The 25,787-nt window shown below is 45.4% G+C and carries 23 protein-coding genes; 10 read left to right on the top strand and 13 right to left on the bottom strand.

Annotated features, from left to right (window positions below):
- Positions 1–105: 105 nt before the first annotated feature.
- The 5 genes from A8C56_RS01740 to A8C56_RS24280 form a co-directional block, all read right to left on the bottom strand.
- Positions 106–1,704, bottom strand: a complete 1,599-nt coding sequence (locus A8C56_RS01740) for a DHA2 family efflux MFS transporter permease subunit (RefSeq protein WP_067751226.1) — start codon at positions 1,702–1,704, stop codon at positions 106–108.
- 69 nt (positions 1,705–1,773) lie between these two features.
- Complete coding sequence (locus A8C56_RS01735; protein ID WP_067751224.1) at positions 1,774–2,223, bottom strand: MarR family winged helix-turn-helix transcriptional regulator; 450 nt, start codon at positions 2,221–2,223, stop codon at positions 1,774–1,776.
- A gap of 1,163 nt (positions 2,224–3,386) precedes the next feature.
- Positions 3,387–4,982: a PepSY domain-containing protein gene (locus tag A8C56_RS01725; protein ID WP_071609311.1), complete on the bottom strand. Its 1,596-nt coding sequence runs from the start codon at positions 4,980–4,982 to the stop codon at positions 3,387–3,389.
- Positions 4,983–5,021: 39 nt separating this feature from the next.
- Entirely contained in the window at positions 5,022–7,307 is a 2,286-nt protein-coding gene (locus A8C56_RS01720) for a TonB-dependent receptor (protein ID WP_067751217.1), read from the bottom strand.
- A gap of 220 nt (positions 7,308–7,527) precedes the next feature.
- The gene (locus tag A8C56_RS24280; RefSeq protein WP_157097834.1) at positions 7,528–7,740 is read right to left on the bottom strand and encodes a hypothetical protein; all 213 of its coding nucleotides are present in this window, start codon (positions 7,738–7,740) and stop codon (positions 7,528–7,530) included.
- Positions 7,741–8,202: 462 nt separating this feature from the next.
- On the opposite strand from A8C56_RS24280, the gene A8C56_RS01710 reads away from it, so the two are divergent.
- Complete coding sequence (locus A8C56_RS01710; RefSeq protein ID WP_067751212.1) at positions 8,203–8,769, top strand: hypothetical protein; 567 nt, start codon at positions 8,203–8,205, stop codon at positions 8,767–8,769.
- 6 nt (positions 8,770–8,775) lie between these two features.
- Entirely contained in the window at positions 8,776–9,099 is a 324-nt protein-coding gene (locus tag A8C56_RS01705; RefSeq protein ID WP_067751209.1) for an MmcQ/YjbR family DNA-binding protein, read from the top strand.
- Positions 9,100–9,157: 58 nt separating this feature from the next.
- On the opposite strand, the gene dgt is transcribed toward A8C56_RS01705, so the two are convergent.
- Complete coding sequence (gene dgt, locus A8C56_RS01700) at positions 9,158–10,534, bottom strand: dGTP triphosphohydrolase (RefSeq protein ID WP_067751207.1); 1,377 nt, start codon at positions 10,532–10,534, stop codon at positions 9,158–9,160.
- Between the two features lie 191 nt (positions 10,535–10,725).
- Between dgt and A8C56_RS01695 the strand changes: the two genes are divergently transcribed.
- The 7 genes from A8C56_RS01695 (at position 10,726) to A8C56_RS01665 (ending at position 16,717) form a co-directional block, all read left to right on the top strand.
- On the top strand, positions 10,726–11,946 hold the full coding sequence (locus A8C56_RS01695) for an MFS transporter (protein ID WP_067751205.1): 1,221 nt from the start codon (positions 10,726–10,728) through the stop codon (positions 11,944–11,946).
- A gap of 119 nt (positions 11,947–12,065) precedes the next feature.
- Positions 12,066–13,481 (top strand): pyridoxal phosphate-dependent decarboxylase family protein, encoded by a 1,416-nt coding sequence (locus tag A8C56_RS01690; RefSeq protein WP_067751203.1) that lies wholly within the window; start codon positions 12,066–12,068, stop codon positions 13,479–13,481.
- Between the two features lie 58 nt (positions 13,482–13,539).
- The gene (locus A8C56_RS01685) at positions 13,540–14,328 is read left to right on the top strand and encodes an MBL fold metallo-hydrolase (RefSeq protein ID WP_067751200.1); all 789 of its coding nucleotides are present in this window, start codon (positions 13,540–13,542) and stop codon (positions 14,326–14,328) included.
- Between the two features lie 138 nt (positions 14,329–14,466).
- Positions 14,467–14,811, top strand: coding sequence for a tRNA-binding protein (locus tag A8C56_RS01680; protein ID WP_067751198.1), 345 nt, complete (start codon positions 14,467–14,469; stop codon positions 14,809–14,811).
- 51 nt (positions 14,812–14,862) lie between these two features.
- On the top strand, positions 14,863–15,372 hold the full coding sequence (locus A8C56_RS01675) for an O-acetyl-ADP-ribose deacetylase (protein WP_067751196.1): 510 nt from the start codon (positions 14,863–14,865) through the stop codon (positions 15,370–15,372).
- 107 nt (positions 15,373–15,479) lie between these two features.
- Complete coding sequence (locus A8C56_RS01670; protein WP_067751193.1) at positions 15,480–15,851, top strand: helix-turn-helix domain-containing protein; 372 nt, start codon at positions 15,480–15,482, stop codon at positions 15,849–15,851.
- A 110-nt stretch (positions 15,852–15,961) separates the two neighbouring features.
- A complete protein-coding gene (locus tag A8C56_RS01665; RefSeq protein ID WP_067751191.1) occupies positions 15,962–16,717 on the top strand; it encodes an SDR family oxidoreductase in 756 nt (251 codons plus the stop codon).
- Between the two features lie 20 nt (positions 16,718–16,737).
- On the opposite strand, the gene A8C56_RS01660 is transcribed toward A8C56_RS01665, so the two are convergent.
- The 4 genes from A8C56_RS01660 to trpB form a co-directional block, all read right to left on the bottom strand.
- Positions 16,738–17,952: a carboxypeptidase-like regulatory domain-containing protein gene (locus A8C56_RS01660; RefSeq protein WP_084489922.1), complete on the bottom strand. Its 1,215-nt coding sequence runs from the start codon at positions 17,950–17,952 to the stop codon at positions 16,738–16,740.
- A 29-nt stretch (positions 17,953–17,981) separates the two neighbouring features.
- Entirely contained in the window at positions 17,982–19,058 is a 1,077-nt protein-coding gene (locus A8C56_RS01655; protein WP_067751186.1) for a TlpA disulfide reductase family protein, read from the bottom strand.
- Between the two features lie 178 nt (positions 19,059–19,236).
- The gene (gene trpA, locus A8C56_RS01650) at positions 19,237–20,007 is read right to left on the bottom strand and encodes a tryptophan synthase subunit alpha (protein WP_067751184.1); all 771 of its coding nucleotides are present in this window, start codon (positions 20,005–20,007) and stop codon (positions 19,237–19,239) included.
- Between the two features lie 16 nt (positions 20,008–20,023).
- A complete protein-coding gene (trpB, locus tag A8C56_RS01645) occupies positions 20,024–21,217 on the bottom strand; it encodes a tryptophan synthase subunit beta (RefSeq protein WP_067751181.1) in 1,194 nt (397 codons plus the stop codon).
- 227 nt (positions 21,218–21,444) lie between these two features.
- Here trpB and A8C56_RS01640 point away from each other — a divergent pair, with 227 nt between their 5' ends.
- A complete protein-coding gene (locus A8C56_RS01640; RefSeq protein ID WP_067751179.1) occupies positions 21,445–21,657 on the top strand; it encodes a hypothetical protein in 213 nt (70 codons plus the stop codon).
- Between the two features lie 72 nt (positions 21,658–21,729).
- On the opposite strand, the gene A8C56_RS01635 is transcribed toward A8C56_RS01640, so the two are convergent.
- The 3 genes from A8C56_RS01635 to A8C56_RS01625 all read right to left on the bottom strand — a co-directional run bounded on the left by A8C56_RS01635 (position 21,730) and on the right by A8C56_RS01625 (position 25,776).
- Entirely contained in the window at positions 21,730–23,631 is a 1,902-nt protein-coding gene (locus A8C56_RS01635; protein WP_067751176.1) for an OstA-like protein, read from the bottom strand.
- 1 nt (position 23,632) lies between these two features.
- Positions 23,633–24,616 (bottom strand): MlaD family protein, encoded by a 984-nt coding sequence (locus A8C56_RS01630; RefSeq protein ID WP_067751174.1) that lies wholly within the window; start codon positions 24,614–24,616, stop codon positions 23,633–23,635.
- A 155-nt stretch (positions 24,617–24,771) separates the two neighbouring features.
- Positions 24,772–25,776 (bottom strand): N-acetylmuramoyl-L-alanine amidase family protein, encoded by a 1,005-nt coding sequence (locus A8C56_RS01625; RefSeq protein ID WP_067751171.1) that lies wholly within the window; start codon positions 25,774–25,776, stop codon positions 24,772–24,774.
- Positions 25,777–25,787 lie beyond the last annotated feature (11 nt).

Here is a 25,787-nt window from a genome sequence, read left to right as displayed (position 1 = left end):
AGTTGTTACCGTTTATAAAAACAACAAAAACATGCTGAACAGGGACTGGTGTGCGGATCAGGACATTGATCAAAACCCATAGTTCATGATCCCTCTATACAGTTCCTATTCCCCTACCAGGTGCGCCGTATCCTGCAGGGTTCCGGATTCCCTTATAAAGATAATAACAAATGGAATGCACACCAGGAACATGATCCCTACAATAAGGAATATATCCATATATGACAGTATTGTGGATTGGGTATTTACCATTCCATCCAGCAATTTCAGGGTAGTATTATAGGCAAGATTGGGTGCCATGCCTTTGCCCTGAAAACTGCGTGTCAGCATTTGTACACGCTGCTGCAGCATACTATTATCGGTGCTCAGATGACTGATCAGATCATTGCGATGTGCTTGTATATCCCGGGTGAGATAAGTTGAAATAATGGCCACTCCAAAGGACCCGCCCAACTGCCGCATCATTCCTGAAAGCGCGGCGCCCTCTCCGATCTGCGAACCGCTCAACGTAGACAGTGCCATTGTGGTAATAGGTACAGAAAGAAATCCCAGCCCAACGCCCCTGATTACGAGGATCCAGAAAAAGCTGCTGCTCCCTGTATCCGGCGTTAATATTTTATACGCCATTAAACTATAAATAAAGAAGATCAGCATTCCAATACTCACCAGCAACCGGGTAGATACGCCCCGTTGCATCAGCTGCCCCACGAACGGCATCATAATGGCCGTGAATATTGTGCTGGGCATCATGAGCATCCCGGCCTGCAAAGCGGTCCATCGCATAATGGATTGCGTATAAAGCGGGATGATAAAAGTAGATCCGAATAATCCAAAACCCAGCACAAAAGCAAAGACACATCCTACTGACAAATTCCGGTTATTGAGCACCCGCAGGTTAACGATCGGTTTTTTACAGGTCAGCTCTCTCCAGATAAAGAAATAAAAGCCAAAAACACAAATAACAGAAAGGGAGGTGATCAGCGAGCTTTCGAACCAATCGGCTTCCTGCCCTTTCTCCAGGATAAACTGCAACGAGCCTACTGATACGATCAACAAAAAAATACCGAGCCAGTCAATGTCCCTCAGCCTGCTTTTCTGGCTATAGTGCGGGCTTTTGACAAACTGGAGCGTAAGCAGGGTGGCAATTATTCCAATGGGTATATTGATATAAAAGATATAGGACCAGTGAAAATTGTCAACGATATAGCCTCCTAAAGCCGGGCCTATAGTGGGGCCGATGATCACCCCCAATACATAAATAACCTGCGCCATAGGGCGTTTTTCAGGCGGGTAGCTTTCCGTAATAATTGTTTGTGACGTTACCAGCAGGGCACCGCCGCCAATGCCCTGTATAAAGCGGAAGATGATCATCTCTTCAATACTGCCTGCATTGGCACAAAGCCACGATGCGATCGTGAAAAGCATGATGGAAACAGCAAAGTAATTTCTTCTTCCGAACTGATGGCTCAGCCAGCTGGTCATCGGCATCAGGATAACATTTGCAATAGCATACGCCGTAATTACCCAGGTAATTTCCGTTAAAGAGGCACCGAGGTTTCCCTGCATTGTTGGTAAAGCTACATTTACAATAGTTGTATCGATCAGCTGCAGCAAGGCACAAATTACTGCCGTGATGGTAACAATAACCCTGCGGGCGCCATATTCTACCAGCGAATTGGGATCAGTATGTATTGGATTAGCCATTTGTGGTTATTTTTTATTTATTAGTAATGTTATATACAGTCAAGCATTTAACTATTTATCTATAAAAAATTATTCCCGGCGTATGTTATCCCGCATTTCTTCTACAATACGGGTATAATGCTCCATATCAGCCGGCTTAAATCCCGTTGCCACAATTTCAAAGAGCTCATTTACCCACGGCTCTACCTTGTGCCCAAGCCGTTTGCCTTTGGGGGTAAGGTACACCAGTTTATTTCTGCGGTCCCGGGGGTCCTCTTTCCGAAAAACCAGTTCCCTCTTTGTCAGATTATCAATAAGGTAGGTCATGCTGGCTTTATCCTTTAAGGTAAGATTTGCCAGATCCTGCTGATTAACGCCGTCTTTTTTCCACAGGCTGGCCATTATCTGGTGCATTTCATAGGTAAGATCAATATTATGCGCCCGGAACTTTTTTTGCATAAACTGGCGCAGATAGTCGCGCAGCTCAAGCAGGGCATGTACAAATCTTCTGGTCGCTTCTGTCGGGTCCGTGTCTGTCATAAACTATTTTTTCCTTAAAGTTAAGATATAAATAGTTAATATCTTAACCAATTGATCCATCAGCAGGATTAACTGAAACACTTTTACCAGGATGTATCTTCCGGCTCGCCCCGCTGACCTTCTCAATCTGTCGGATCTGTATATACTTATACCACTCTCCCGGTACAGCCGCTGCCGGCCGGTAACAGAAGAGGAGTGCCGGGAAACAAAGAAACCGCCCCGGTTCCGGCCGGAATGATACATGCAATCCGGCTTTGCATCTTATTACATCAGTTTAAAAAGTATAACTCCCTCACAATCATAAAAAGCGGTCTGTGGGTATTTTTTTTGAATGTTCTATTGATTTTTGGCCTGGAATTTGGCTTCCATTAAACAAATGAACTAACATTTATTATTATGACACCTGTAATTATCAGTATCGCATCTTTTTTGTTTTTGTATAGCATCGGCGTTTTTGTTGCAATAAAATCCAGGCGATGATCCTGTTCCGTCATACATGGGATTCTGTTGCTCTGCAATGCGCTGTTATTTAATGTATCAATATATGATTAAAAACAGGGATTTATTAATGACTCCGCCCGCGCCAGGATCTGGAAAGCATCCGGGTTTTTGGTATCCAGGTGCTTAAATTTGAGCCGGGCAGCAAGCGACCCATTCCTAATAAAATAGCCGCTATTTCGCTTTTTCGCTCTCCTGGTAAATTAATCTTAACTCTCTTCAGGCATTTACCTATTCGCAGACCTTAAGAAAAATATTGAGTAATAAATACTATCTGTAAACAGATAAAAAAGGGGCAACGCACATGTATTTTCATACATGCTGTTGCCCCGGACTGCATACGTTGTAGTACTCAACACCAGCAAAACGCAGCAGGGATCTGTAACTGACCCTGGAAACGATCTTTATAATGCTTCATGTTCAAACTGTTGCGGTTTCCCGTAACAGAATTTTAAATTTGCAACATTGTTGCGAATGTACAAACATTCTATGAATATCTCTTCCTTATATTATTTTTTTTTGGCTAAATACATGTATTTGTAAGATGCCAAGTGTTGGGCTGAATTACGCGGATGATCAAATCATTCTGCGCTGTTCAGCGAATCTGCAGGCAATATTGCCCTACACATTATACATAACACCAGGTTTCAAATGCATAAATCCGTCTATTTCTGATCATGACCGGCAGGAAAACTTTTTGGATGAACGCGCTTTTTTTTCCGGGCCCGCCAGTATAGCACCATGCCGATGACCACCATTGCGATCTGCATTCCCGCACCAAACATCGTACTGATATCGCGGGTGGTTTTACCGCCCCAATCCATAAAATGATGCTTATGCAATAACGCAAAACTATAGCCTTCTACAAGATCCTTATCCCGTATACAGGCCGCAAGCACTCCCGTTTTCGTTTCAATGTAAAAACGTTTATGATCCTTTGTATTGTAGCTGACCTTCCATACCGGCAGGCGTTTATTAATAAAATTATATTCATCCGTAAACTTTGTGACCAGGGTAGCAGAACGGATGACGCCTGTGCGTTCTGTATGAAAGGCCTGCGCCAGGTATTGTGCATATAAGCGGTCGCCGTCCTGTAACAACTGCCCGTTTTCCGCATCCACATACAGCAGGGGCGCCGGGTGAACTTCCATGCTTTTCATCAGATCTGCCTGCTGCTCCATATCCTGTTGTTTTTTACAGAGCTGCACCTGCCAGTAGTTGTGGTTATTGATTGTGCAAAGGGATAATTCCCCGATACCACTATGGCCTGTCAGCGAATCCAGCCGGGCAACGTTGAGGTCGATGGCTGATGCAGCAAACTGCGGGGAAAAGGCTGACGGCAATTGTTTCTTTGACAAACCATTTTCCAGGGCATGAAAGCCGCCGCTAAAGGCAAACATCAGTGTAAACAAAGAGGCGACCAGCGATGTGTACCGGTGGTTGCGCCTCGCCTTTAACAGCGGATTACCCGGCTTTTTTGTTTTGGTGATGCAAAAAATATACAGCCCCATCAGCGTTGTCAGCAATGCGATCCCCGTAATAAGCACCATAATAAAGTATTTTACCGTGCCCAGCGCGTCCATCCATTCCCAGGTATGGAACCATCCAAAGAACCGGTCAAAGGCCGCCCTCCGGTCATCTACAGCATAAGCAAACCGGCTCCCGGCAGTTTCCACATAAATGCGGATGCCATCACCCCGGTCAAAGGACACTTTATATACCGGCAGCAACCGGTTAATGTATTTATATGCCCCTTTAAAGCCGGTTATCTTTTCTACGGCTATGATCTTTGCCCCGGGGCTGTTCCTGATATTCAAAGCGGCTCTTATACAACAATCCTGATCCGATGCGGCCTCTGTTTCAGGCAAAGTTTTATTTTGCCCGTTCCCGCTAAGGAACCGTCGTGCCAGGAACTGCGCATATAACCGATCCCCGTCCGCAAGCAACCGCCCCGAGACCGTGCTGATATAGCGGATATCCTGGTGCGCTGAGTCGATAAGCACCTGGTAAAACTGCTGTCCCCCCATCTGCACAATATGAATATTATTAAAAGAACGGATCCCGTTCATTGCCAATGCCCGGTTAAGTGCCATTTGCAGTTGTCCGCTATCGATGTGCGGCGCTTCATACATTTGGGTAGCTATCCGGGGCCGAATATTGGTCATGAGCGGATGCATAAAACCACTGCAGGCCCAAAGGATCACCGGTATGGAAATAATCAAAGAAAGGGTTCTGTGCCATTTATATATTTTCTTTCGCATTGCTGATTTTTAAATTTGATTGAATAAAAGCAGCAGCCGTTACTGATGCCCGAAATGATACGCAACACCCAGCGTAATTTCTCTTGGGTCGCCCAGGTTATAACTGTAAGCGGCATTACCACCGGAGGTAGCGTTCTTTGAGGCATAAACAGCATAATACCGGTTGGTGGCATTCAAAACGTTTACCCAAACCTCAAAATTTTTCAGTTGATAGCCGGCCCTGCAATTGATCACATCAAAGCCTTCATAGCGTTCCTTATCCAGGTCGTCCATAAAATAACGTCCCTGGTGCTGCCATTCAATGCTTGCCCGCAGACCTTTTACAAAAGCCGGCTTATAGCTCACTTCTGCGTTACCGGTAAAACGCGGTGCCCCGCTCATTTCTTTTCCGCTGTAATCAACTCCCCTTACAAGATTTTTTATAAATGTGTGCTTTGCATTGGTACCGCTAAAGCGGATGGACAGGTCGGCGCAGGGCCTGTAGGTAATGCCGTATTCAATACCTGTATGGCGTGTTGACCCGGCATTTTCATTGATATAGGAATTGTCCGTTTGCCGTACAGATATGATCTCATTAGCTCCGTCCAGCCGGTACAGGCTCCAGTCCAGATACAGCTTGCTGCGCAACAGCGAAGCCCATCCGCCCGCTTCATAATTAAAAAATGTCTGCGGTAGCAGGTAAGGCGCTTCTTTTACGCTGCTGTACAGATCCGTAAGCTGCGGAGGCACATAGCCCTGGCTGTAATTGGCATAGAACCCCACTCCTTTAAAATTATAGGTAAAGCCGAGCTTGGGCGTTACCCGTGCAAAAGAATTGACAGTAGAAGCGGTGCTTACGCTGGTGGAAGCAGGAAGGTCATTAATAAAATAATATTTAAATGCATCATAACGCAGCGCCAGCACCAGTTTCAACCTGTCGAAGGGATTCAATTCATAATCCAGGTAGCCGGCCATGTTCAGTATACCGGTGTGATAGTTGCTCAAAAAAGAATCCGTTGCCGGTGCCGTATAGCTGGCATACTTTCCTGTAACGGGGTCTTTATTGACCGAGATAAATTTTGCATAGTATCCCTGCGGGCTGAAATCAATACTGCCGCCCGCCACTATACGGCTTTGCAGCCATTTGAATTTTTGGCTGTGCGTGGCAAAGAGGGCATACGTGCGGAACGAATTATCATTGATCTGCCCTTTGAATTTTTGGGGATCGGAAGTGCTGGATATTGCATAAGAAGGATTCTGGCCGGTTGCATTGTTCCGGTAAAGCAGCGAAACATTGGTGCTGCTATTGGCATTCCAGTTCTGTGTAAGCATCGATTTATACCTGAGCGCAGTCACCTTCCGGTAGGTAAAGGTTTGTAAGGAACTATAATCTTTACGCGCAAACCGGATGCTGTCCAAAGCACCCGTCATATCACTGTAATAATCAACCAGCGAAATGGTATTCGTCCAGCTGGTCTGCTCATTGGGCCGGTAGTCGCTGCGCAGCGTCAATGCTGTTTTATGAAAATCGCTGAACTCCACAGGTCCGTTGGTTTTATCTGCATAATAACCGCTCAGGAGAAACCCCCATTTTCCTACTGAAGTACCTGCCTGCAGATCTGCCCGCTTATAGCCGGCATTATTTATCTGAAGGCTGATTGTGCCATTGGTAAAAGCGGGCGCTGCCTGCGTAATCACATTCACAGCTCCCCCTATTGCTTCTGCGCCATATAGCGCAGAAGAAGGTCCCCGGATCACTTCCACAGACCGGGCTGCTGTCAGGTTCATTTCCAGGAGGGCATTATGATTATACACACCCGTGGTGCGGATGGGCACACCATCTTCCATATAAAGAAAAAGGCTCTTGGTGGTCATAGGCTGGCGGATGCTCATCTCATGCTGCTCATTTCCCAGGCTCACCATAAACACACCGCTTACCTTATTCAGCAGCTGGTCCATACGCTGGGGCCTGGTATCATCCATTACCTGTTTGCTGATGCTGGTAATGGCTACCGGGGCTTCCCTGCGTTTTTGGGCAGTACGGTTGCCGCTTACGATCACCTCTTCCATGTCATCTACTCTTTTTTTCAGTCCGATGGATAACTGGCCGGCCGGCAAATGCCGGCTGACATAACCGGCACAGCTTACGTCCAGCTCAGCCCCGCCGGCAGGAAGATAAAACACGCCTTTTGCGTCTGACCGGAAGCTGTGCCCACCGGCATGGATAGTAGCATCGGCCAACGGCTCTTTTGTATCAGCATCAAATACAGTTCCTTTCAATAACTGTTGCCCGTATGCTGCAGCAGTTGCAAGCAGGGCAACGCACAATATATAAATCCGGAGCATGGAATATACAAGTTTGACAGGTGGCCCTAAGCCCTTCCAGAAGGGGTTAAGCCATCTTATTAAAATAAAGGATAAAACAGGGGAATGCCTGTTCCTTACATCACTATAAGAGTAATCGATACAGGTGCAGGCACCCTTAACATTGAACCTCCGTTTGTTTAATGACGCACAGTATCAGACATGCATGCCTGATGTATCTTACTTCGTTAAAAAAAGGGATTTATGACAGGGAGCAAGGGGGATGAAAAATGGCGTAGGAACGTTTAACGGGTGTGCCTGCGCGCACAGTACAATAGCTGCGTGTATTGGCAGCTAACGGGTGAGAAAATGTAAGCGTAAAAGAAGGCTGCAGTGAAACAATTTCCTGTTTCGCTATTTTTAGTTCCGGCGCCTGCTTTTGCTCGTTTTTTTCCTGCTCCTGGATTTTCTTCATGAGCAGGCATTTTCCGTCACAATGCAGCATGGGCCGGCTTTTATTGATACATTTTTCGATATATGCTTTTTTTCGGAAAATGTAGTCCAGATAATAAAAGCCCTGGCTGAAAGACTGCGCCAGAAAAACAATGAAAAATATTGTTGAGAATACCTTCTGCACAACAAGGCAAATATACAACGGAACATTTTAAAACTGCAAATACTTTAAGGCGGATGCATTAATTTATTTTTACTGGGCTGGGTTATTAAAAGGATTCATTTACAATGCCACGTCCCGGCTATCGTAACACGAATAAGCGACCAAACGGTGCTACTTGTATCTATTCTGAAAATACAGAATCATATTTGTGTTCTGATTGGGCAGAATAGTTTCCACCGGCGCCATCTTCAAAAAGTTGGGGATTTAATTTTAAAATGAATAAATTCGTTTTGCAACAGATTGTCCTAAACCACCGCCGCTATGGAAGAAACATTTACACATGTAAGAACAATGATCAGCATTATACTGGGGTTCAGTATAGCCCAGCTATTGAAAAATGCGGTCAAGCTGATCGATCATAATAAACTGCTTAAGCCCTATCCACTGCACCTTTTATGGGTGTTTTATGCATTTCTTTTAATCATCCACTTCTGGTGGTGGGAAGCCCGTTTAAAAGTAGTTGGCTCCTGGAACTTCCTGGAATACCTGTTCCTGATCGCATACACTGCTATGTATTATGTATTATGCGTGTTGATCTTCCCGGATTCCATCAGCGAATACAAAAGCTACAAAGACTATTTCTTTTCAAGAAAGCAATGGTTCTTTTCCTTTCTGATCGTTATTTTTATTATGGACTTTGCTGATACGCTGCTGAAAGGGAAAGACTATTTTCATACACTGCACTGGGAATATCCTGTCCGCAACAGCGTGCATATTCTATTATGTTTGCTGGGTATCCGGTATAACCATATCCGGTTCCAGTATTTATTGGTCATCCTGTTTATCGTGTATGAAATCACTTATATATTCCGTCATTATTTTATATAAGATTTTATGATGAGCGAAAAGTTATTTACAGAGATGGCCCTCTCCTTTCCCGGTACGGAACAGCAACCGCACTTTGAACGGACCGGCTTTAAGGTTACCGGCCGGCGTATGTTTGCTACTTACCTTGCAAAGGATAATACCGCCAATATTTTCTTAACACCGGAAGAGCAAAAGCTGTTCTGTAAAATGGACCGGAAAAATATTTATTCCGTTCCCAATAAGTGGGGTGAGAAAGGCGCCACTACCTTTATACTGGATCATGTAAAACCAGAACTGGTATGGGAGGCTTTATACACTGCCTATACAGCTATTGTAAAACAAAAGAAATAGCAGGTCTTTAATCCGGCTTCCGTTGCCTGCTACCCGGGCAATCAAAACCGCTCCTGCACTATATTTCAATTCCCCTGAGCTTGCGGTACAGCTTAAGGGCGTATACATCGGTCATCCCGGAAATAAAATCCAGGATATGCATTACTTTAACATAGGGGCGCTCATCCTCATCAAATACAAACTGCTGCGGCAACAGCTCCAGCAGCTTATTATGCTCTTTTTCCCGTTCATTCCGGGGTGTTAAAGCAGCGGTAACAAAATCTTCTACCAATCCGGACATGATGCGGAAACCGGCAATTTCCAGCTCTACTACTTTCCGGGCATTATAGATCTTTTGTACGGATATCTCTGCGATCGTTTTTAAAGGGGCTTCCAGTTCAGGAATAGCATTGATAAGGCTCTTATCAAAGTCTCCCGACAGTATGGCTGTACGGTGCTCCCAGAATACTTCCGTGCATTTATGGATCAGCACCCCGATAGCTTTTGCCCGCAGGTAGGCAATGGATTCATTGGCATCGTCTCTTAGCTGATCAGCAATTGCTTTAACCCTGCTGATATCTTCCCCCGGTTGCTGCTCAATGATGGAAAGAAAGCTGCTGCACACCTCCTCATAGCTCAGGATACCCAGCCGGTGCGCATCTTCAAAATCAATAATATTATAGCAGATATCATCTGCGGCTTCCACAATAAATACAAACGGATGGCGCTTATAAACTACAAGGGGCGCTTTTTCATCCGGGATCATATTTAAAGCCTGTGTTACCTCATGGAATACCGCTTCATCAATTTTAAAGTATCCGTATTTTTTCAGGTGTATTGCTCCTTTTTTTACCGATGCCAGCGATTCACAGGGGTATTTTATAATAGAGCCCAGCGTGCTGTAGGTAAGCCGGAAGCCGCCCCTGGAGCGGCCATTCTGCTTCATCGTTAAAATGCGCAGCGCATTGGCGTTGCCTTCAAAACTGGTCAGATCTTTCCATTCTGCTGTACTGAAGAGGCTTTTAAACGCCTGATCTTCTTCTTTTGCCGTATCTCTTTTTTTAAAGTATTTTGAAATAGCTTCTTCACCGGAATGCCCAAAGGCCGGGTTGCCCAGGTCGTGCGCCAGACAGGCAGCGGCTATTACATATTTAAGGTCATTCTTATAGAAAATCTCCGAAGCCTCCTGTTCTTTTACTTCCGGTAACCCGCTTAGCCGTTCTCCTATAAGCCCGCCCAGCGAACGCCCCACACTGGCTACCTCCAGTGAATGGGTAAGGCGGTTATGCACAAAGATCTCTTCCGGCAATGGAAAAACCTGCGTCTTATTCTGCAGCCTTCTGAAAGGGCTTGAAAAAATGATCCGGTCCCAATCCCTTTCAAACTCGCTACGGGTATCCACCGAAGCGCTGCTGATACCGTATCTTTTTGAGGAAAAGCAATTATTCCATGTCATTATCATACCTGCAAATTTAGTCCTGCAAGGCGCCTTTATAAAACCGGTGGCGCTGCATTGCCGGCAAATGTATTTCTTTTTGGCTGCTGTCCGTTACCCAAGGCAATAATGTGTGGTCCGTTTTTTCTTTAAGCTCCTGAAATAAGCTTATTTTGTACATTTATAAGCAGTTCACGTTAACCCAACATTCTATGAAGCCTGCATTGCGTTTACAATTATCTTTAATGATGTTCCTGGAATTTTTTATAAAAGGAGCATGGTTTGTAACATTGGGCACCTATCTTAAAAGCAACCTGTCCGCATCCGGGCTCCAGGTATCTGCTATTTTCTCCACCCAGTCAATAGGCGCCGTTATAGCCCCTTTTATTATCGGGTTTATAGCAGACCGCTATTTTAATGCAGAGCGGGTAATGGCTGTGTTGCATTTAGCAGGTGCAGGCCTTCTTTTTATGATGTACCGATCTGACAATGCTCCCGCTTTTTATCCTTATGTGCTTTTTTATTTTATTGTATATATGTCCTCAATAGCGCTGGCCAGCTCTATTTCTTTCCGGCATCTTCCTGATGCAAAGCGCCAGTTTCCTTCTATCCGCGTATCGGGCACCGCAGGATGGGTAACATCCGGGGTTACCATCAGTTATATTTTTCACTGGGATCAGCCGGGAGCCATTGCCGCCGGCGCATTAAGAAACACCTTTTTGCTGGCAGCAGCCTGCTCGTTTTTGCTGAGCATTTGCTGTTGTTTGCTGCCGGCCACTCCTCCCGTAAAAGCAGGCAGGAGTAAGCAGGTACGCTGGGGCGATGCGCTGGGATTGCAGGCACTGGCATTGTTAAAACAAAGAAACTTCGGGGTGTTTTCCCTGACAGCGGTGGTCATCTGCATTCCTATTTCCTTTTATTACCAGTATACCAATCCCTATCTGGTTGCTACCGGCCTGCCCAATCCAACGGCTAAGATGGCATTAGGCCAGGTGTCAGAAGCGCTTTGCCTGCTGCTAATCCCCCTTCTTTTTGTACGGCTGGGCTATAAAAAAATGATGCTGCTGGGTATTGGCGCCTGGGTATTGCGTTATCTGCTTTTTGCTTATGGCAACGGACAGGACCTGGCATTTTTACTGATCACGGGCATCTTATTGCATGGGGTCTGCTATGATTTTATGTTTGTTGTAGGCCAGATCTACACGGATACCATCGCTGGCGAAGCCTATCGCTCTTCAGCTCAGGGCCTGGTTACAGTTGCCATGTACGGTATTGGTATGCTGATCGGTTTCTGGTTAGCGGGCGCTATTGCTGATGCGCTGAAAGTTTACGAGGGAACTGTTTACTGGCGTTACCTGTGGCTGTGTCCCGCCGCCCTTTCCATGATCTGCCTGCTCATTTTTGTGCTCTTCTTTAAAGAACAAAAAACATAACCGGCTGAATGCATTATTACGAAGTGTTTGTTGCACATAATTGAGGGTTTCCTGGTAGTATTGCTTACTTTTATAAGCAACACTGTACGAACTTTTTGTACAGATCATTCAATTAATATATGAACAAACAGTTAAGTAATGATCTTTCTTCAATGGAGGCAATACTGGAACAGGTAACTCAGCACGGGCTTGAATATCTGCAAAATATTCATGCACATTCTACTTCCACAGAAGCTGTGCCTGAAGTTTTTGAAGGCTTGCAGCAGGAAGGCATTGGCGCTATTGAAGCGCTGAAAAGGTTCAATGCGCGGTGGGCGCCTGTTTTAGTGGCTGCATCCGGCCCCCGTTACTGGGGATTTGTAACCGGCGGCACTACGCCCGCTGCCATTGCAGGAGATTGGCTAACTACTGTTTACGATCAGAATACGCAGGCAGCAAAAGGTTACGGGGATATATCTGCTGCCCTGGAACTGGAAACGATCCGGTTATTGTTGGCGCTGCTGGAGTTGCCTGAAAATTTCCTGGGAGGGTTTGTCACCGGCGCTACCATGTCCAATTTTACCTGCCTGGCCGTAGCCAGACAATGGCTGGGCAGCCAGGCAGGGCTGAACATTGCCAGGGATGGTATAAGCGATGAATTGAATATTCTTACAGCTACGCCTCACTCTTCTTCCATAAAGTCCCTTGCATTGTTGGGTATAGGAAGCGCAAACATCCTTAGTATAAAAACAGGAGACGGGAATCGTGAATCCATTGATATCAGTGATCTTGAAAACCGCATCCGGCAGTTAAACGGACAGCCTTTTCTTCTTATTTCAAGCGCCGGTACGGTAAACACGGCCGATTTTGACGATTTTCCGGCCATCGCTGCCCTGAAAAACAGGTATCATTTCTGGTGGCATATTGATGCCGCTTTTGGAGGCTTTGCTATTTTATCAGACAGGCACCGGCATCTTTTAAAAGGCTGGGAGCAGGCAGACAGCATTACTGTAGATTGCCATAAATGGCTGAATGTGCCCTACGAAAATGCGGTCTTTTTTATAAAAGAGCAGCACCGGCTGTTGCAGGTAATCACATTTCAGAACTCTAACGCCCCTTATCTGGGAGACCCGCTGGAAAACTTTAACTACCTGAATTTACTGCCCGAAAATTCAAGACGGTTAAAAGCATTGCCGGTATGGCTTTCTTTAAACGCTTACGGGAGGAAAGGATACCAGTCGGTGATCCGTAACTGTATTTTGCTGGCAGAACGCTTTGGAGCATTTATAGCCCGGACAGCCAGGTTAAGGCTTATGGCGCCGGTACGGCTGAATACGGTGTGTTTTACCTTAGCCGGGGCAAACAACTATCCTCATAAAGTAAGCGCATTCCTTTCCGCGCTTAATAAAACGGGTAAAGTATTTATGAGCCCAACACTTTACAAAGGGCAGCCGGGTATAAGAGCCGCCTTTGTTAATTTCAGAACAACGGAAAAAGACATTGCCATAGCAGAGCAACTGATCCTGGAAATACTGGAACAAACAAAGGATGCGTAAATACCTTGTTTGTCATTTAAAAAAAAACGAATATAGCAGCCGCTATAATTGAACAATTATGAACCAGACATCATTTATTTGCAGCACCTGCGGTATGGAATATGCGCCTTCTGCGGAGCCGCCGCGGTCCTGTCCTGTTTGTGAAGATGAACGACAGTATGTAAACCCGGGCGGTCAAAGCTGGACAACGCCTGAGCGGCTCAGTAAAACGCATAAAAACATTTTTGACAAAATAGCCAAAAATATATACGCCGTTTATACCTCGCCCGGCTTTGCAATAGGACAACGCGCACACCTGCTCATTACCCCCAACGGAAACATATTGTGGGACTGTATTGTCCTCCTCGATGCCACCACCATTGATATCATCAACAGGCTGGGTGGTATCCAAAAGATCGCCATTTCCCACCCACATTATTATACCACTATGGCAACATGGAGCAATACGTTTAAGGCACCGGTATATTTGCATAAACGGGATGCACAATGGATTGCGCGGAAGGATTTTGACCTGCGGTTATGGGAGGGGGCAACAACTGAGCTCCTGCCCGGAGTTACATTGATCAACTGCGCCGGTCATTTTGAAGGCGGAGCCGTGCTCCATTACGGGCAGCTTTTATTAACGGGTGATATTATACAGGTAGCGCCAGACAGGAAGACCGTTGGCTTTATGTACAGCTACCCCAATTATATTCCGTTAAATAAAAAAAGCATCCTGCATATAAAGGACTCGTTAAACGGATTCCGGTTTGATGCAATGTATGGCGCTTTCGGAAGATATATTGAGCAAAAAGCCCGGCAGTCATTTGACTATTCGATTGATCGTTATCTAAAGATTTTTGAATAAGCCGTTGTTTAAACAATCCACAAAACAGGGTTGCACTGAAATCACAAACGCTCACAAACCGCCATTCTATATACCTGACCGGTAAATAATGCCGCATCTTTTTTATTTGTATATTTCCGGCTGATCAAACTTAAAAAGATGCAGACAGGATCCTTTATCAACTGGGCCGATTTTGAAAAAATAGAAATGCGCACAGGCACTATCACACATGCGGAAGTATTTAAAGAGGCCCGTAAGCCTGCTTATAAGCTCACCCTTGATTTTGGCGAATACGGCACCCGCAGGTCTTCCGCGCAGCTAACAAAACTGTATTCGGCTGAAGATCTTTTGGGCAGGCAGGTGATTGCTGTATTAAATTTTCCCCGGAAACAAATTGCCAATTTTTTCAGCGAATGCCTGGTACTGGGCATAGTGGGCGATGAAAATACCATCACCCTTTTATCACCTGAAAGATCCGTTCCCAATGGGTTACGGGTCGGTTAGCACGGAAGAGATTCATGACTTTTATATTATAAAGGTTTTAAAGCTGCAACAATGATAGAAGTACTTAAGGCAGATATTACAAAAGTGCATGCAGACGCCATTGTAAATGCCGCCAATTCATCCCTGATGGGCGGTGGTGGTGTTGACGGGGCCATTCACAGGGCCGGTGGTCCGGCAATACAGGAAGATTGCAGGAAAATAGTTGCAAAGCAAGGCGGCTGTAAAACAGGGGAAGCGGTTATTACCACCGCAGGAAAATTGCCTGCAAAATTTGTCATTCATACCGTTGGGCCGGTATGGAACGGTGGTCAAAAACAGGAAGCCGAAAAGCTGCGCTCCTGTTACCTGAACGCCCTGAAACTGGCCGAAGAGAACAATTGCAGCTCCATTGCATTTCCCAATATCAGTACCGGTATTTATGGTTACCCTAAAAAGGAAGCAGCACAGATTGCTGTAAACGCTGTAACTGATTTTCTTTCAGCAGGCAATACAATTAAAAAAGTGCTGTTAATTTGTTTTGATGCAGAAAACGAAGCAGCAATAAAAGCAGCATTAAGCTGAATAAACAGCCGGTTAAAGAGCCCCCTTCCGGATCTCATCAATTCATATCCGGAAAGTTCACCATTATTGATCAATGTTAATTCCTGACCTTTGCCAGGCAAACAAAAATGGCGGTTTTTAAAACAAAAAAGACAGCAAGAAGCAAAGAGATCACACTTCAGTACCTGGAATTTATTGACCGGCATATTGATGAGGTGATCACCGGGCATGTGCCCGGTTTTATGAAGCTGCACCAGGTGGCAGCAGCGCTTTACGTGTCTCACAAGCATCTTACAGACTCCGTTCAGAAAGAAACCGGCCACCATCCCTGCTATTTTTATGATGAAAAAATCATTGAAAAGGCAAAATACCTTTTAAAAACCACCCATTCATCTGTGGCACAGATTGCGCTCCTGCTTACATACGACCCTTCTAACTTTTCCAAGTTCTTTAAAAAATGGACGGGCAGTACTCCTAAACAGTGGCGGGGGAAAATATGATAATGTTACAGTTTGCTGCATTTTTTCATTGTGCTCTGAAAATTTCCGAAAAGTTCACCATACTATACCTGTATATATTATTGACCTTCGGGTAATCAAAAACAAACAATATGACCTACAATGATGTAAAAGGGAAAATAGTTTTAATAGCAGGAGGTGCTAAAAACCTCGGCGGGTTGCTAAGCAGGAATTTTGCGGCAAAGGGCGCCAGACTGGCCATTCATTATAACAGCAGGCCTACAAAAGCTGATGCCGAACAAACAATAGCAGACGTGAAAAATGCAGGAGCAGACGCCTTCCTGTTTCAGGGAGACCTTACGGATATAAAAAATATTACCCGATTTTTTGACGAAACCATTGCAAAATTCGGCGGTATTGATATTGCCATTAACACCGTAGGCAAAGTGCTGAAGAAGCCTTTTATTGAAACAACAGAGGCAGAATACGACAGCATGTCCGATATCAATTCCAAAATTGCCTACTTCTTTATACAGGAAGCAGGCAAAAAACTAAATGATAAAGGCAAAATCTGTACGATCGTTACTTCATTACTGGCGGCCTATACGGGTTTATACTCTACCTATGAAGGAATGAAAGCGCCTGTGGAACATTTTACCAGGGCCGCTTCTAAAGAATTTGGTGCAAGGGGCATTTCCGTAACTGCTGTTGCACCCGGCCCTATGGATACCCCCTTTTTCTATGGACAGGAAAGTGACGATGCGGTTGCTTATCATAAATCCGCAGCTGCGTTGGGCGGTTTAACAGACATCAAAGATATTGCGCCCCTGGTTGAATTTCTGGTAACGGATGGCTGGTGGATTACGGGACAAACCATCTTTGCCAACGGGGGCTATACCACCCGGTAACTGACAGGGCAGGCATTCACTTACGGAACGTAATCCAGCGGCAGCATATTGGCCACTTTATCGCTCCAGGACCAATAGCCGGAAGTTATCAGGGATTCCGGAGGCGACCAGTTGCCATTGGCATCAATGACAAGGGGCTGTCTTGTTTGCAGCTGTAACAGGGAAAACCGGGGAACCGGCTTGCGTGCTTCGCCGGTATATTGCAGGTATTCCGGCGCTTCTGTTGCATTCATATACGTTATCGCCAGGTAATGCTCCCAATAAGCAGGCCGCTGCCCTTGCCCTGAAGCAATAAGGATACTATCTGCTGTTAACAGCCAGGAGCTGTACACATCTTCATAATCCTTTTGCTGCAGGATAGTTTTGTAATAACTACTGGAGTCCGGCTCCAATGTATCTTTAGGAGCTATTGTGATGTCTTTTCCCAGCCGGATCTCTTTTTTAAAAAGCGCACGTACCCGTTCCTTTTCCAGGTTACAGATCCGCGTCATCCTCCGCACCCGGAACCCTTCATCAGCAATTTTACCGGCATATAACGACCGCATGAAATGCATGGTGGAACCTAAATAATTATCCCGCCTTCTTTTTTTTATTGCTTTTTTTGCGGCATTGCGTTTGTCTTTAAATAAAGTATACCCGGCAAAATAGGAACTATGTGCCCTGAAATCCATTTTAAAATCCTGCAGGTCATATTGCAGCACATAGCCTAGCAATGCGTTATCAATCTGCAACGGTTCGTCAGCAACTACTTCCAGCAACTGCTGTTTTTTATAAAAACGGAACCGGAGTGCTTTTGTGTTCTTTATGGTACATTGCCTAGCAATGGGAGTTACGCCCAAAAATGTTTCCAGGAAGGTTTTGCCCCATTTTTCCCAGGTTTCCGTTACATAGCCGCCTACCACCACATTTTGCATTTCAGTGACTTTTGTACGCATTTCAAAGCGCAGCTTCCGGGAAACCGGTTCCGGCCCGATGGTGTATATAAGTGTTTCATACCCTACAGCAGAAACGATCAGGTCATATTTTCCGGGCGGAATCGTATTCAGCAAAAAACTGCCGTCAGCAGCGGTTACTGTGCCTATAGAGCTGTTATTAATAAATACACTGGCACCGGCAACAGCTTCACCGGTCCCTTCCTGTACCACCTTACCACTGACAGCCTGGGCATCAGCCGTATACAACGTCAAAAGAAACAGAAGGACAAGTAAAAACCGCATGCTCCAAATGTAGAACATACGGCCCGTATTACGAAAAATTCGTAGTATTATTTTTTATCCAGTATTTCAGCCAGCTTATTTTCCAGCTCCCGCCCGCGCAGGTCCTTCCCGATGATTTTTCCGTCCGGCCCTATTAAAAAATTCCTCGGGATGGCCGTAATACGGTATTGCTGCGCCACTTCATTTTCCCATCCCTTCAGATCGCTTACCTGCGTCCAGGTCAGCCCGTCTTTTTCAATCGCCTTCAGCCAGGCCTCCTTTTCTTCATCCAGGGAAACGCCCAGTACCGTAAAGTTCTTATCCCTGTATTTATTATACACATGAACCACGTTCGGGTTCTCTCGGCGACAGGGTCCACACCAGCTTGCCCAAAAATCGACCAGTACATATTTTCCTCTGAACTGGTCCAGGGATACCTCTTTACCTGCCGTATCCTTTTGTGTAAAACCGGCCGCTTCCGTACCCACTGCATTGAAGCGCGCGTCTTCCAGGGCTTTCTGCAGCTGACTGCCCACACTTGTCTGCATCACTTCTTTTGAAAGGGCACCGGCTCTTTTTTCAAGCAAGGCAATGTCATCAGTAAAACCGATGGTAGATAAAACAACCATTGCGCTTACCGGGGAAGCCGGGTGCTTTGCAATAAAGGCATCTACATTTTGCTGAATGTCAGCTACAACCAGCTTCATAGAGTCATCCAGCACATCGCTTCCTGCTCCGGACTGCTGCTCAATGCCGATCTGGTTGACCCGTTCAAACTTTGGAATAAAAAGGTCCTGGAACTCAGCAAAATCGTCCTGGGTCTTTGATCCTGTAAACTTCCAGTCATCCATTTTCTGCTTCATGTTGCCGGTAACTTTTACAACATCATTACCCACAAACAGGGCTGTTTTGGAAGAATCCCCCACCATCAGGCCAAGAATCGATGGGCCATCCAGTTGACCGCTTAACGTAAACATGCCCCCTTTAGACTTTGTTTCCCCGATGGTTGAGGATCCCTTTTCCAGGTTGATCAATAAAACACTGGTATTGTCCGGCAATCCCTCAATGGTTCCTGTAAGCGTTAATTGCTGTGCCATGGCAACCACCGGGAAAAGCATTATTAAAAAGAGGCTGATCTTATTCATTCGCAGATACATTTACTGATAGTTTTTTCTAAAACAAGATTACAGTTTATTTGTTCTTCTTTTTACTGGCAGGGCAAATGTGAAGTTATCCGCAATATTTTAAATTATTGCAACTGGTTGGCTATCAACATTTATATGTAAAAACAAATTAACAAGCGGGCACTTTTTTAGCAAAACATTAATTCAGGACCGCTTTTACAAAGTTCCTGGAAACAGCAGCAACATCTGCTTGGCCCTCCAGGGCTTTTATAAATGCAGAGCCAATAATAGCACCATTGGAGTGCCTGGCGGCTCTTGAAAAGGTTTCATGGTCTTTTATTCCAAATCCGACCAGTATGGGATTCTTAAGCTGATAACTTTTCAGGCGTTCCAGGTATTTTTCAACGGCTGAAAAGTCTTTATCCCTGCCGGTAGTAGAAGAGGATGAAACGGCATATAAAAATCCGGAGCTCAAAGCATCCAGCCTCCGTACCCGTTCTTCTGATGTTTCCGGCGTTACCAGGAATATAAAATCCAGTCCATACTTTTCCACAACCGTTTTATAGGTTATTTCAAATTCATAAGGCGGCAGGTCCGGGATGATCAGGCCGTCTACCCCAACCGTTGCCGCGTCTTTACAAAAACGTTCAAAGCCATAAAGCAATACCGGGTTAATATTGCCCATAAGGATTACAGGAATGCTTATTCTGGTACGCATTGTCTGCAGTTGCTCAAACAGGCCGGCAATGGTCATGCCGTTCCTTAGCGCCACAACGCTGCTGTTCTGGATGGTTTCTCCATCCGCCAGCGGATCGCTGTAAGGTATTCCCAGTTCGATAATATCTGCCCCGCTTTCCTGCAGGGCTTTCATTACCGGTATGGTACTGTTCAAAGCCGGATAACCTGCGGTACAATAAATATTCAGAATATTCTCCGATTTCTGTTCAAACAACTGTTTCAATCTTGACATAATACCGCTTTCTCTTTTAATAATTTTTCATTTCGCGCATATAAGTATCCATATCCTTATCGCCCCGGCCGCTCAGGCAAATGACCAGCGTATCATTGGCGGTATACTTTAGCTTATTCAGTGCCGCAAGGGCATGCGCGCTTTCCAGTGCAGGGATAATGCCTTCCAGTTTTGCCAGCTCAAAAGCCGCCTGCAGTGCTTCTTTGTCTGTTGCGTTCAAAAACCGGCCACGCCCGGTAACAAATAAATTAGCATGCATCGGCCCGATGCCCGGATAATCCAGCCCGGCGGAAATACTGTAAGGCTCTTCCACCTGCCCGTCTTCGGTCTGCATCAGATAGCTCCGGCTCCCATGCAGCACACCCGGTTTGCCCAGTTGCGTGGCAGCAGCGCTTTTGTCCGTATCAATACCGCAGCCGGCTGCTTCCACTGCAATGATGTCAACCGAAGGCTCATCTAAAAAATGATAAAAGGCGCCGGCTGCATTGCTGCCCCCGCCTACACAGGCCATCACTGCCGTTGGCAGTTCGGTTCCGGTCTTTTCCTTTAGCTGCGCCCTTATTTCCTTACTGATCACGCTTTGAAAACGCGCCACCATATCCGGATAAGGATGCGGGCCTACCACGCTCCCGATGATGTAGAAGGTGTCATTCGGATTATTGATCCAGTCCCTGATGGCCTCATTGGTAGCATCCTTTAATGTTTTACTGCCGCTTTTTGCAGGAACAACTGATGCGCCCAGCATTTTCATACGGGCCACATTAGGGGCCTGGCGCTCAATATCTTTCTCTCCCATGTATACCACGCATTCCAGTCCTTTCAGAGCACAAACCGTTGCCGTTGCCACACCATGCTGCCCGGCGCCGGTTTCCGCAATAATGCGCTTTTTACCAAGACGCTCTGCCACCAGTATCTGCCCGATCGTATTATTTACCTTATGGGCTCCGGTATGACAAAGATCCTCCCGTTTTAAATACACATTTGTACCGTATTTTTCACTTAGCCGGCCGGCATAATAAAGCGGCGTGGGCCTGCCTGCAAAATCGGCCAGCAAAAGGGTATACTCCTTCTGAAAAGACGGATCTGCAATGATTTTTAAATAATTTTCCCGGAGTTCCTCCACGTTACGGTACAACATTTCCGGTATAAAAGCGCCGCCGAACTCCCCGTAATACCCGTGCTCATCCGGCTGTTTATAAGATACCTGCATTAATTGATCGCTCTGATTTTTGTGAGTCGTAAAGATACATCAAAACAGGTGTTCCGCAACCCGCCTTTTCACGTTATTTGGAGGGCTTTCCTTTTTTTGTTAAGATCATTGATACAATCTCACACTTAACTGCGTGATCATGTTGTATATATACATACTTTTAAAATAGATTTTTTGCCGCGGTTTTTATAGTCGTATCTTTAATAGGATACATTAAAAGCAATACTATGAGAGTGTTTTATGATGATCGGATCAGTCAGCCCGACAGGGACAGGGATGCTTCTCATTCGGCTTTTGTAAATAGTAATGTCAGTTTTACGGGAGACGCTATCACTCATCTGGCAAAAAATATGAAGCGTTTTAATATAACTGAATGGATATGGCATATTGAGATCATTAATGGTAAAGAATGGTATATTGTAACGGACAAAAAAGCCTGAAACCGCAAACCAGATAAGATGCATAATTAAGAGCCCTGTAAAGTTTGTAAAACCTTACAGGTCTTAACAGGGTTATTGCATCAGGTCATATTTGGTCTTTGGCCGTTCTGCTTCCCTCCAGATAAAACCCTTTAGTTTTGTTTCTTCCGGCTTTTTATCTTTTATGGGTGAAAACGTACCGGTTGCTTCGCTCCTGAACACGATCTTATTTAACTTTTTCTCAGCAAAATAGGCATCCAGGATATCGGAGGTTACTTCATTAACGCCAACAAAAGCACTGTCATCATCCTGAACAAAATAAAGCGATTCAACAGAACCCTTTGTTTGCATGGAATCCAGCGACCCATCGGTAAAATACCCGTCAATCCTCGTGCCTTTTATCTGGTTATAGGCCTGTGCTTCTATATGGTTGACCATAAACCCGTTTTTAAACGCTTCCAGGTGATCCATCTGCTTGTTTTTTGTATGCAATAAAATGGTATCGCCTGTGATCTGGCTTTCCTTTCCCCATATAACCGGCCTCTGGTACAGGCGGAAAGTGGAATCTTTAAAAGAATAGAACAGGCTGTCCGAAACGGCCTGCAGGGAATCTGAGTAGATCTTTACATTATGAAATGCTTCAAAATAACGATTGGTACTGTCGTTATCTGTGGTCCTGGTTGTTTTAACAGGGGGGGGCTCTTTTTTTCCGGATGCAACAGCGCCAGTTACCGGCACAGTCACTGCCGGCTCATCCCGTACCCGGTCCGGTACATTTTTAATGGGACCGGCTGCCATACTATCCCGTACGGCAGCCCTATGCTCCGGGTTGGTAGAGGAAGGCAATACGATGCTGTTTCCTGCAGTAGCTGCTGCCGAATCGGCTATTTCTTTCAGAGCAGTAACCTTTCGTACAGGAGCAGCATATTGCTGAAGCGTATCGCTCAAACCCAGACTATCCGGCTTTACTTTAATGCTGTCGCCGCCTAATGCCGGAGATACCACATAAAGGTCTGTAAGCTTAGCACTGAACAAAGTGTCTGCTGTAATGTAAATAGAATCCTCATCCTGCTTTACGATCATGAGTGGCTTCTGCGTGGCCAGGAAAGCATCTGTAATACGGTTCTGATAGATCAGATTGCCGATAACAGTTGTTTTACGCACCGTATCAATCAGCACTGCGGAACCTTCTGCCTTGGCGAGATTGCTGTTTAACGAAACGTTATCCGCGTTCAGTGTGGTGCCTTTGCCATCATTAATAAAAGGGCGTTGCCCGAACTGTGCTTCCCCGTTCTTTAAATTATAGAATCCTTCTTTGGTATCAATGGTACGGTTAGCGCTGTCTTTAATATTTGTCATTGCTATAAAGCGGGCTATCTGGCTTTCTGTATTATAGAGCAGGGAATCTGTAGTGATCCTGTAGGCAGGGTCATTTACCAGCACGTTCTTCTTAAAATAAACATCCTTAATATCCGTATAATAAAAGGCCTCCTTACTTGTAATGACCGTTTGCCTGTTCACCACTTTGCCGCCGTTGGTGTATGTGGCTATTTTGGTAGCCATGTTGTAGGTCAGGTCCGGCGTGGTCAGCGTTGCGTGGCCATCAGTCAGTTTTACGTTCTTATCAAGGTAGGCGATCTGTTTGGCGATCAGGTACTGCAAGTGCCCGGAATAGATATTCGTGGTATCCGCATCAATAATATGCACATTTCCCCAGGCCTCAAAAGTATTGGCACGGTCGTTTTTTTCACAGCGGTCGCATTTAAAGACGGTATTCCCCTGTTTCATTAAAACGGCTCCCTGCAATACGGTGAGATTGGTGCTGTCATTTACTTTTTTCAGGGAAATGCTGTCTGCATGAATAATATCAATAGGCACAGGAGCAGCAGATCTGGCAGGAGGTGCAGTAACAGGCTGCTGTGCCCGTACAACGGCTGCCCAGATAACAATGAGAAAGGCGAACCCGAACTTCAGTAATCCGATTGGATGATGCATTTTACCGGGGAATAGAGTCCTTTATAGCCGGCGCTGTCAGCTCACCTGCTTTATTTTTTTTACCAAATACCGAAATATTTACATAGCGCTTGGGGTGCACCCGTATATCGTCCAGTAAAATTTCTGCGCTCAGGGCTACCTGGCTCAGGCGGTTATACAGTTGCCGGTCATTCATTAAAGCACCGATGCTGCCGTTTGGATTGGAAATATTGTTAACAGTGGTACGCAAAGCGGCTACTGTTGCGTTCAGCGTGTCCATGGTCCGCTGCAGTTCCAGTTCTGAAAGGCCCTTGCTGAATTTATTGGCATTGCCCAGAATGGTGTCTATTTGCCCGTTGTTCCGTTTCAGCGACTCTGTAAACGCGCTCATATTGTTTAAGGATGCGGCTAAAGGTTTTTCCACGCTGGTCAATACATTATTTAAAGATACTATAGTATATTTTAAATTGGCTATAGCTTCCTGCAGGTTCCGTTGCGTGGGCACATCCAGGGTATTGTTAAAATGTGATAATAACAGGGTCAGCGAATCGGCAACAGTTCTGACTTTTCCCATCAGGGGTTTGGCTTCCGAGGAAAGATCGCCCAGCAAACCATCTTCCACCCGGGTTTTGATCCTATCCTCATCATGGAAATATCTGGTGGAATTACCTTTTTCAATCACCACTTCAGAAGCGCCCAGGAGGCTGCCGGAAATATAAGCCACTGAATTATCCGGTATATTCACATCCTGGGTAATGCTAAGGGTAACTTTTATATTATTGATGTTAGGGTCCGCAGGCTCAATCTGGTAAACCGATCCTATGGCCAGCCCGTTGATCTTTACAAGATTCGATTTTTCCAGGCCACCTACCGACTTAAAAATAGCATACAGCTTTGGCTTATGATTGAATACATCCTTTCCCTTTAAAAACCTGAACCCGAAAATCAGTGCTGCAATGGCTACAACCGCCAAAATGCCCACTTTAAGTTCATTTGATATTTTCATTAAAAATGGTTTAAATGTTGTTCTTTGTCAATCTGCTCAAAATACAATGCAAATAACGCCCGAAAAATTTAAAAATCAGCTTATTTAAACAAAAAACTATAAACCCAGATCGTTAATTATTTGTGTAAGAAAAGGAACCGGGAAGCAATTTTTTCTTACTGTGCAACCTCATTTGCAGCCAGTGACTCTGAACCGATGGTGTTATATTTATTAATATATGTTTTTACGGCTGCCAGTATGCTGTTAACAATTTCATTCTGCCCGTCGACGCTCATCAGGTAGGCTTCGTCTTCTTTGTTGCTGATAAAGCCCATTTCTACCAGGATACTGGGCATGCCGGTTGCCTGAAGCACCCAGATCCCCTTATGGTTCCTTTGCTGTACGCCGCGGCTGATGCGCCCGTCTGCTATAAAGTTCTTTTCAACCAATGCGGCAAGGGAATAGCTTTTCCTGAAATAGTTCTGGGCATAAATGAGCATTCTTACCCGCTCCGCCGGGTCATTGCTGTCGGGCATCGGCTGTTCTGCACCGTTTCCGGTTTCTTCATTGTAATAAGAACTATCGCTGTCTTCCATGTTCTTCATGGAATTGACCTTCTGCTCATTTTTCCCTACTGCCCATATATAGGTTTCTGTTCCCCGCGCTTTATTCTCCACCCATACGTCTTCATAAATATTGGTATAGTAGGTTTTTTTTACGTGTTTTTTCTTTTTGCCTTTGCCTACTGTAACGGTTTTTGTATGCGCTTTCCTCCCAATCACCCTTTTTATATACCAGCCTCCCGGTCTTCTGCCTGCTGAATTACAGTGAAGCGAAATAAACAGATCCCCGTTGTTCCGGTTGGCAAAGTCTGCCCTGTACCGGTTGGCGGCTACAGAATTGCTAAGGCCGCCCGGTAAAGCGGCGGTAGTTCTTGTTTCAAGAATGTTAATGCCTTTTAACTCATTGCGCATTGCTGCCGCCAGTTTGCGGCCTACCTGCAGGGTAATGGTGGCTTCATTCGTTTTTGTTCCTTCTGCACCCACATCAGGGCCGCCATGACCTGCATCAACAATAATTGTTTTTATAGCGCCTGATCTGGCGGCCTGCTGCGCCCAACTATTTAATAAAAAGCCAACCGAAAAAAACAACGCCAGAGCTGAGGGTAAAATCTGTTTCATATTTCATCTAA

Source organism: Niabella ginsenosidivorans (genome assembly GCF_001654455.1).
GTDB classification, from domain to species: Bacteria; Bacteroidota; Bacteroidia; order Chitinophagales; family Chitinophagaceae; genus Niabella; species Niabella ginsenosidivorans.
Note: the sequence above shows the minus strand (reverse complement) of the source record. Positions and strands in the feature narration are given on the sequence as shown.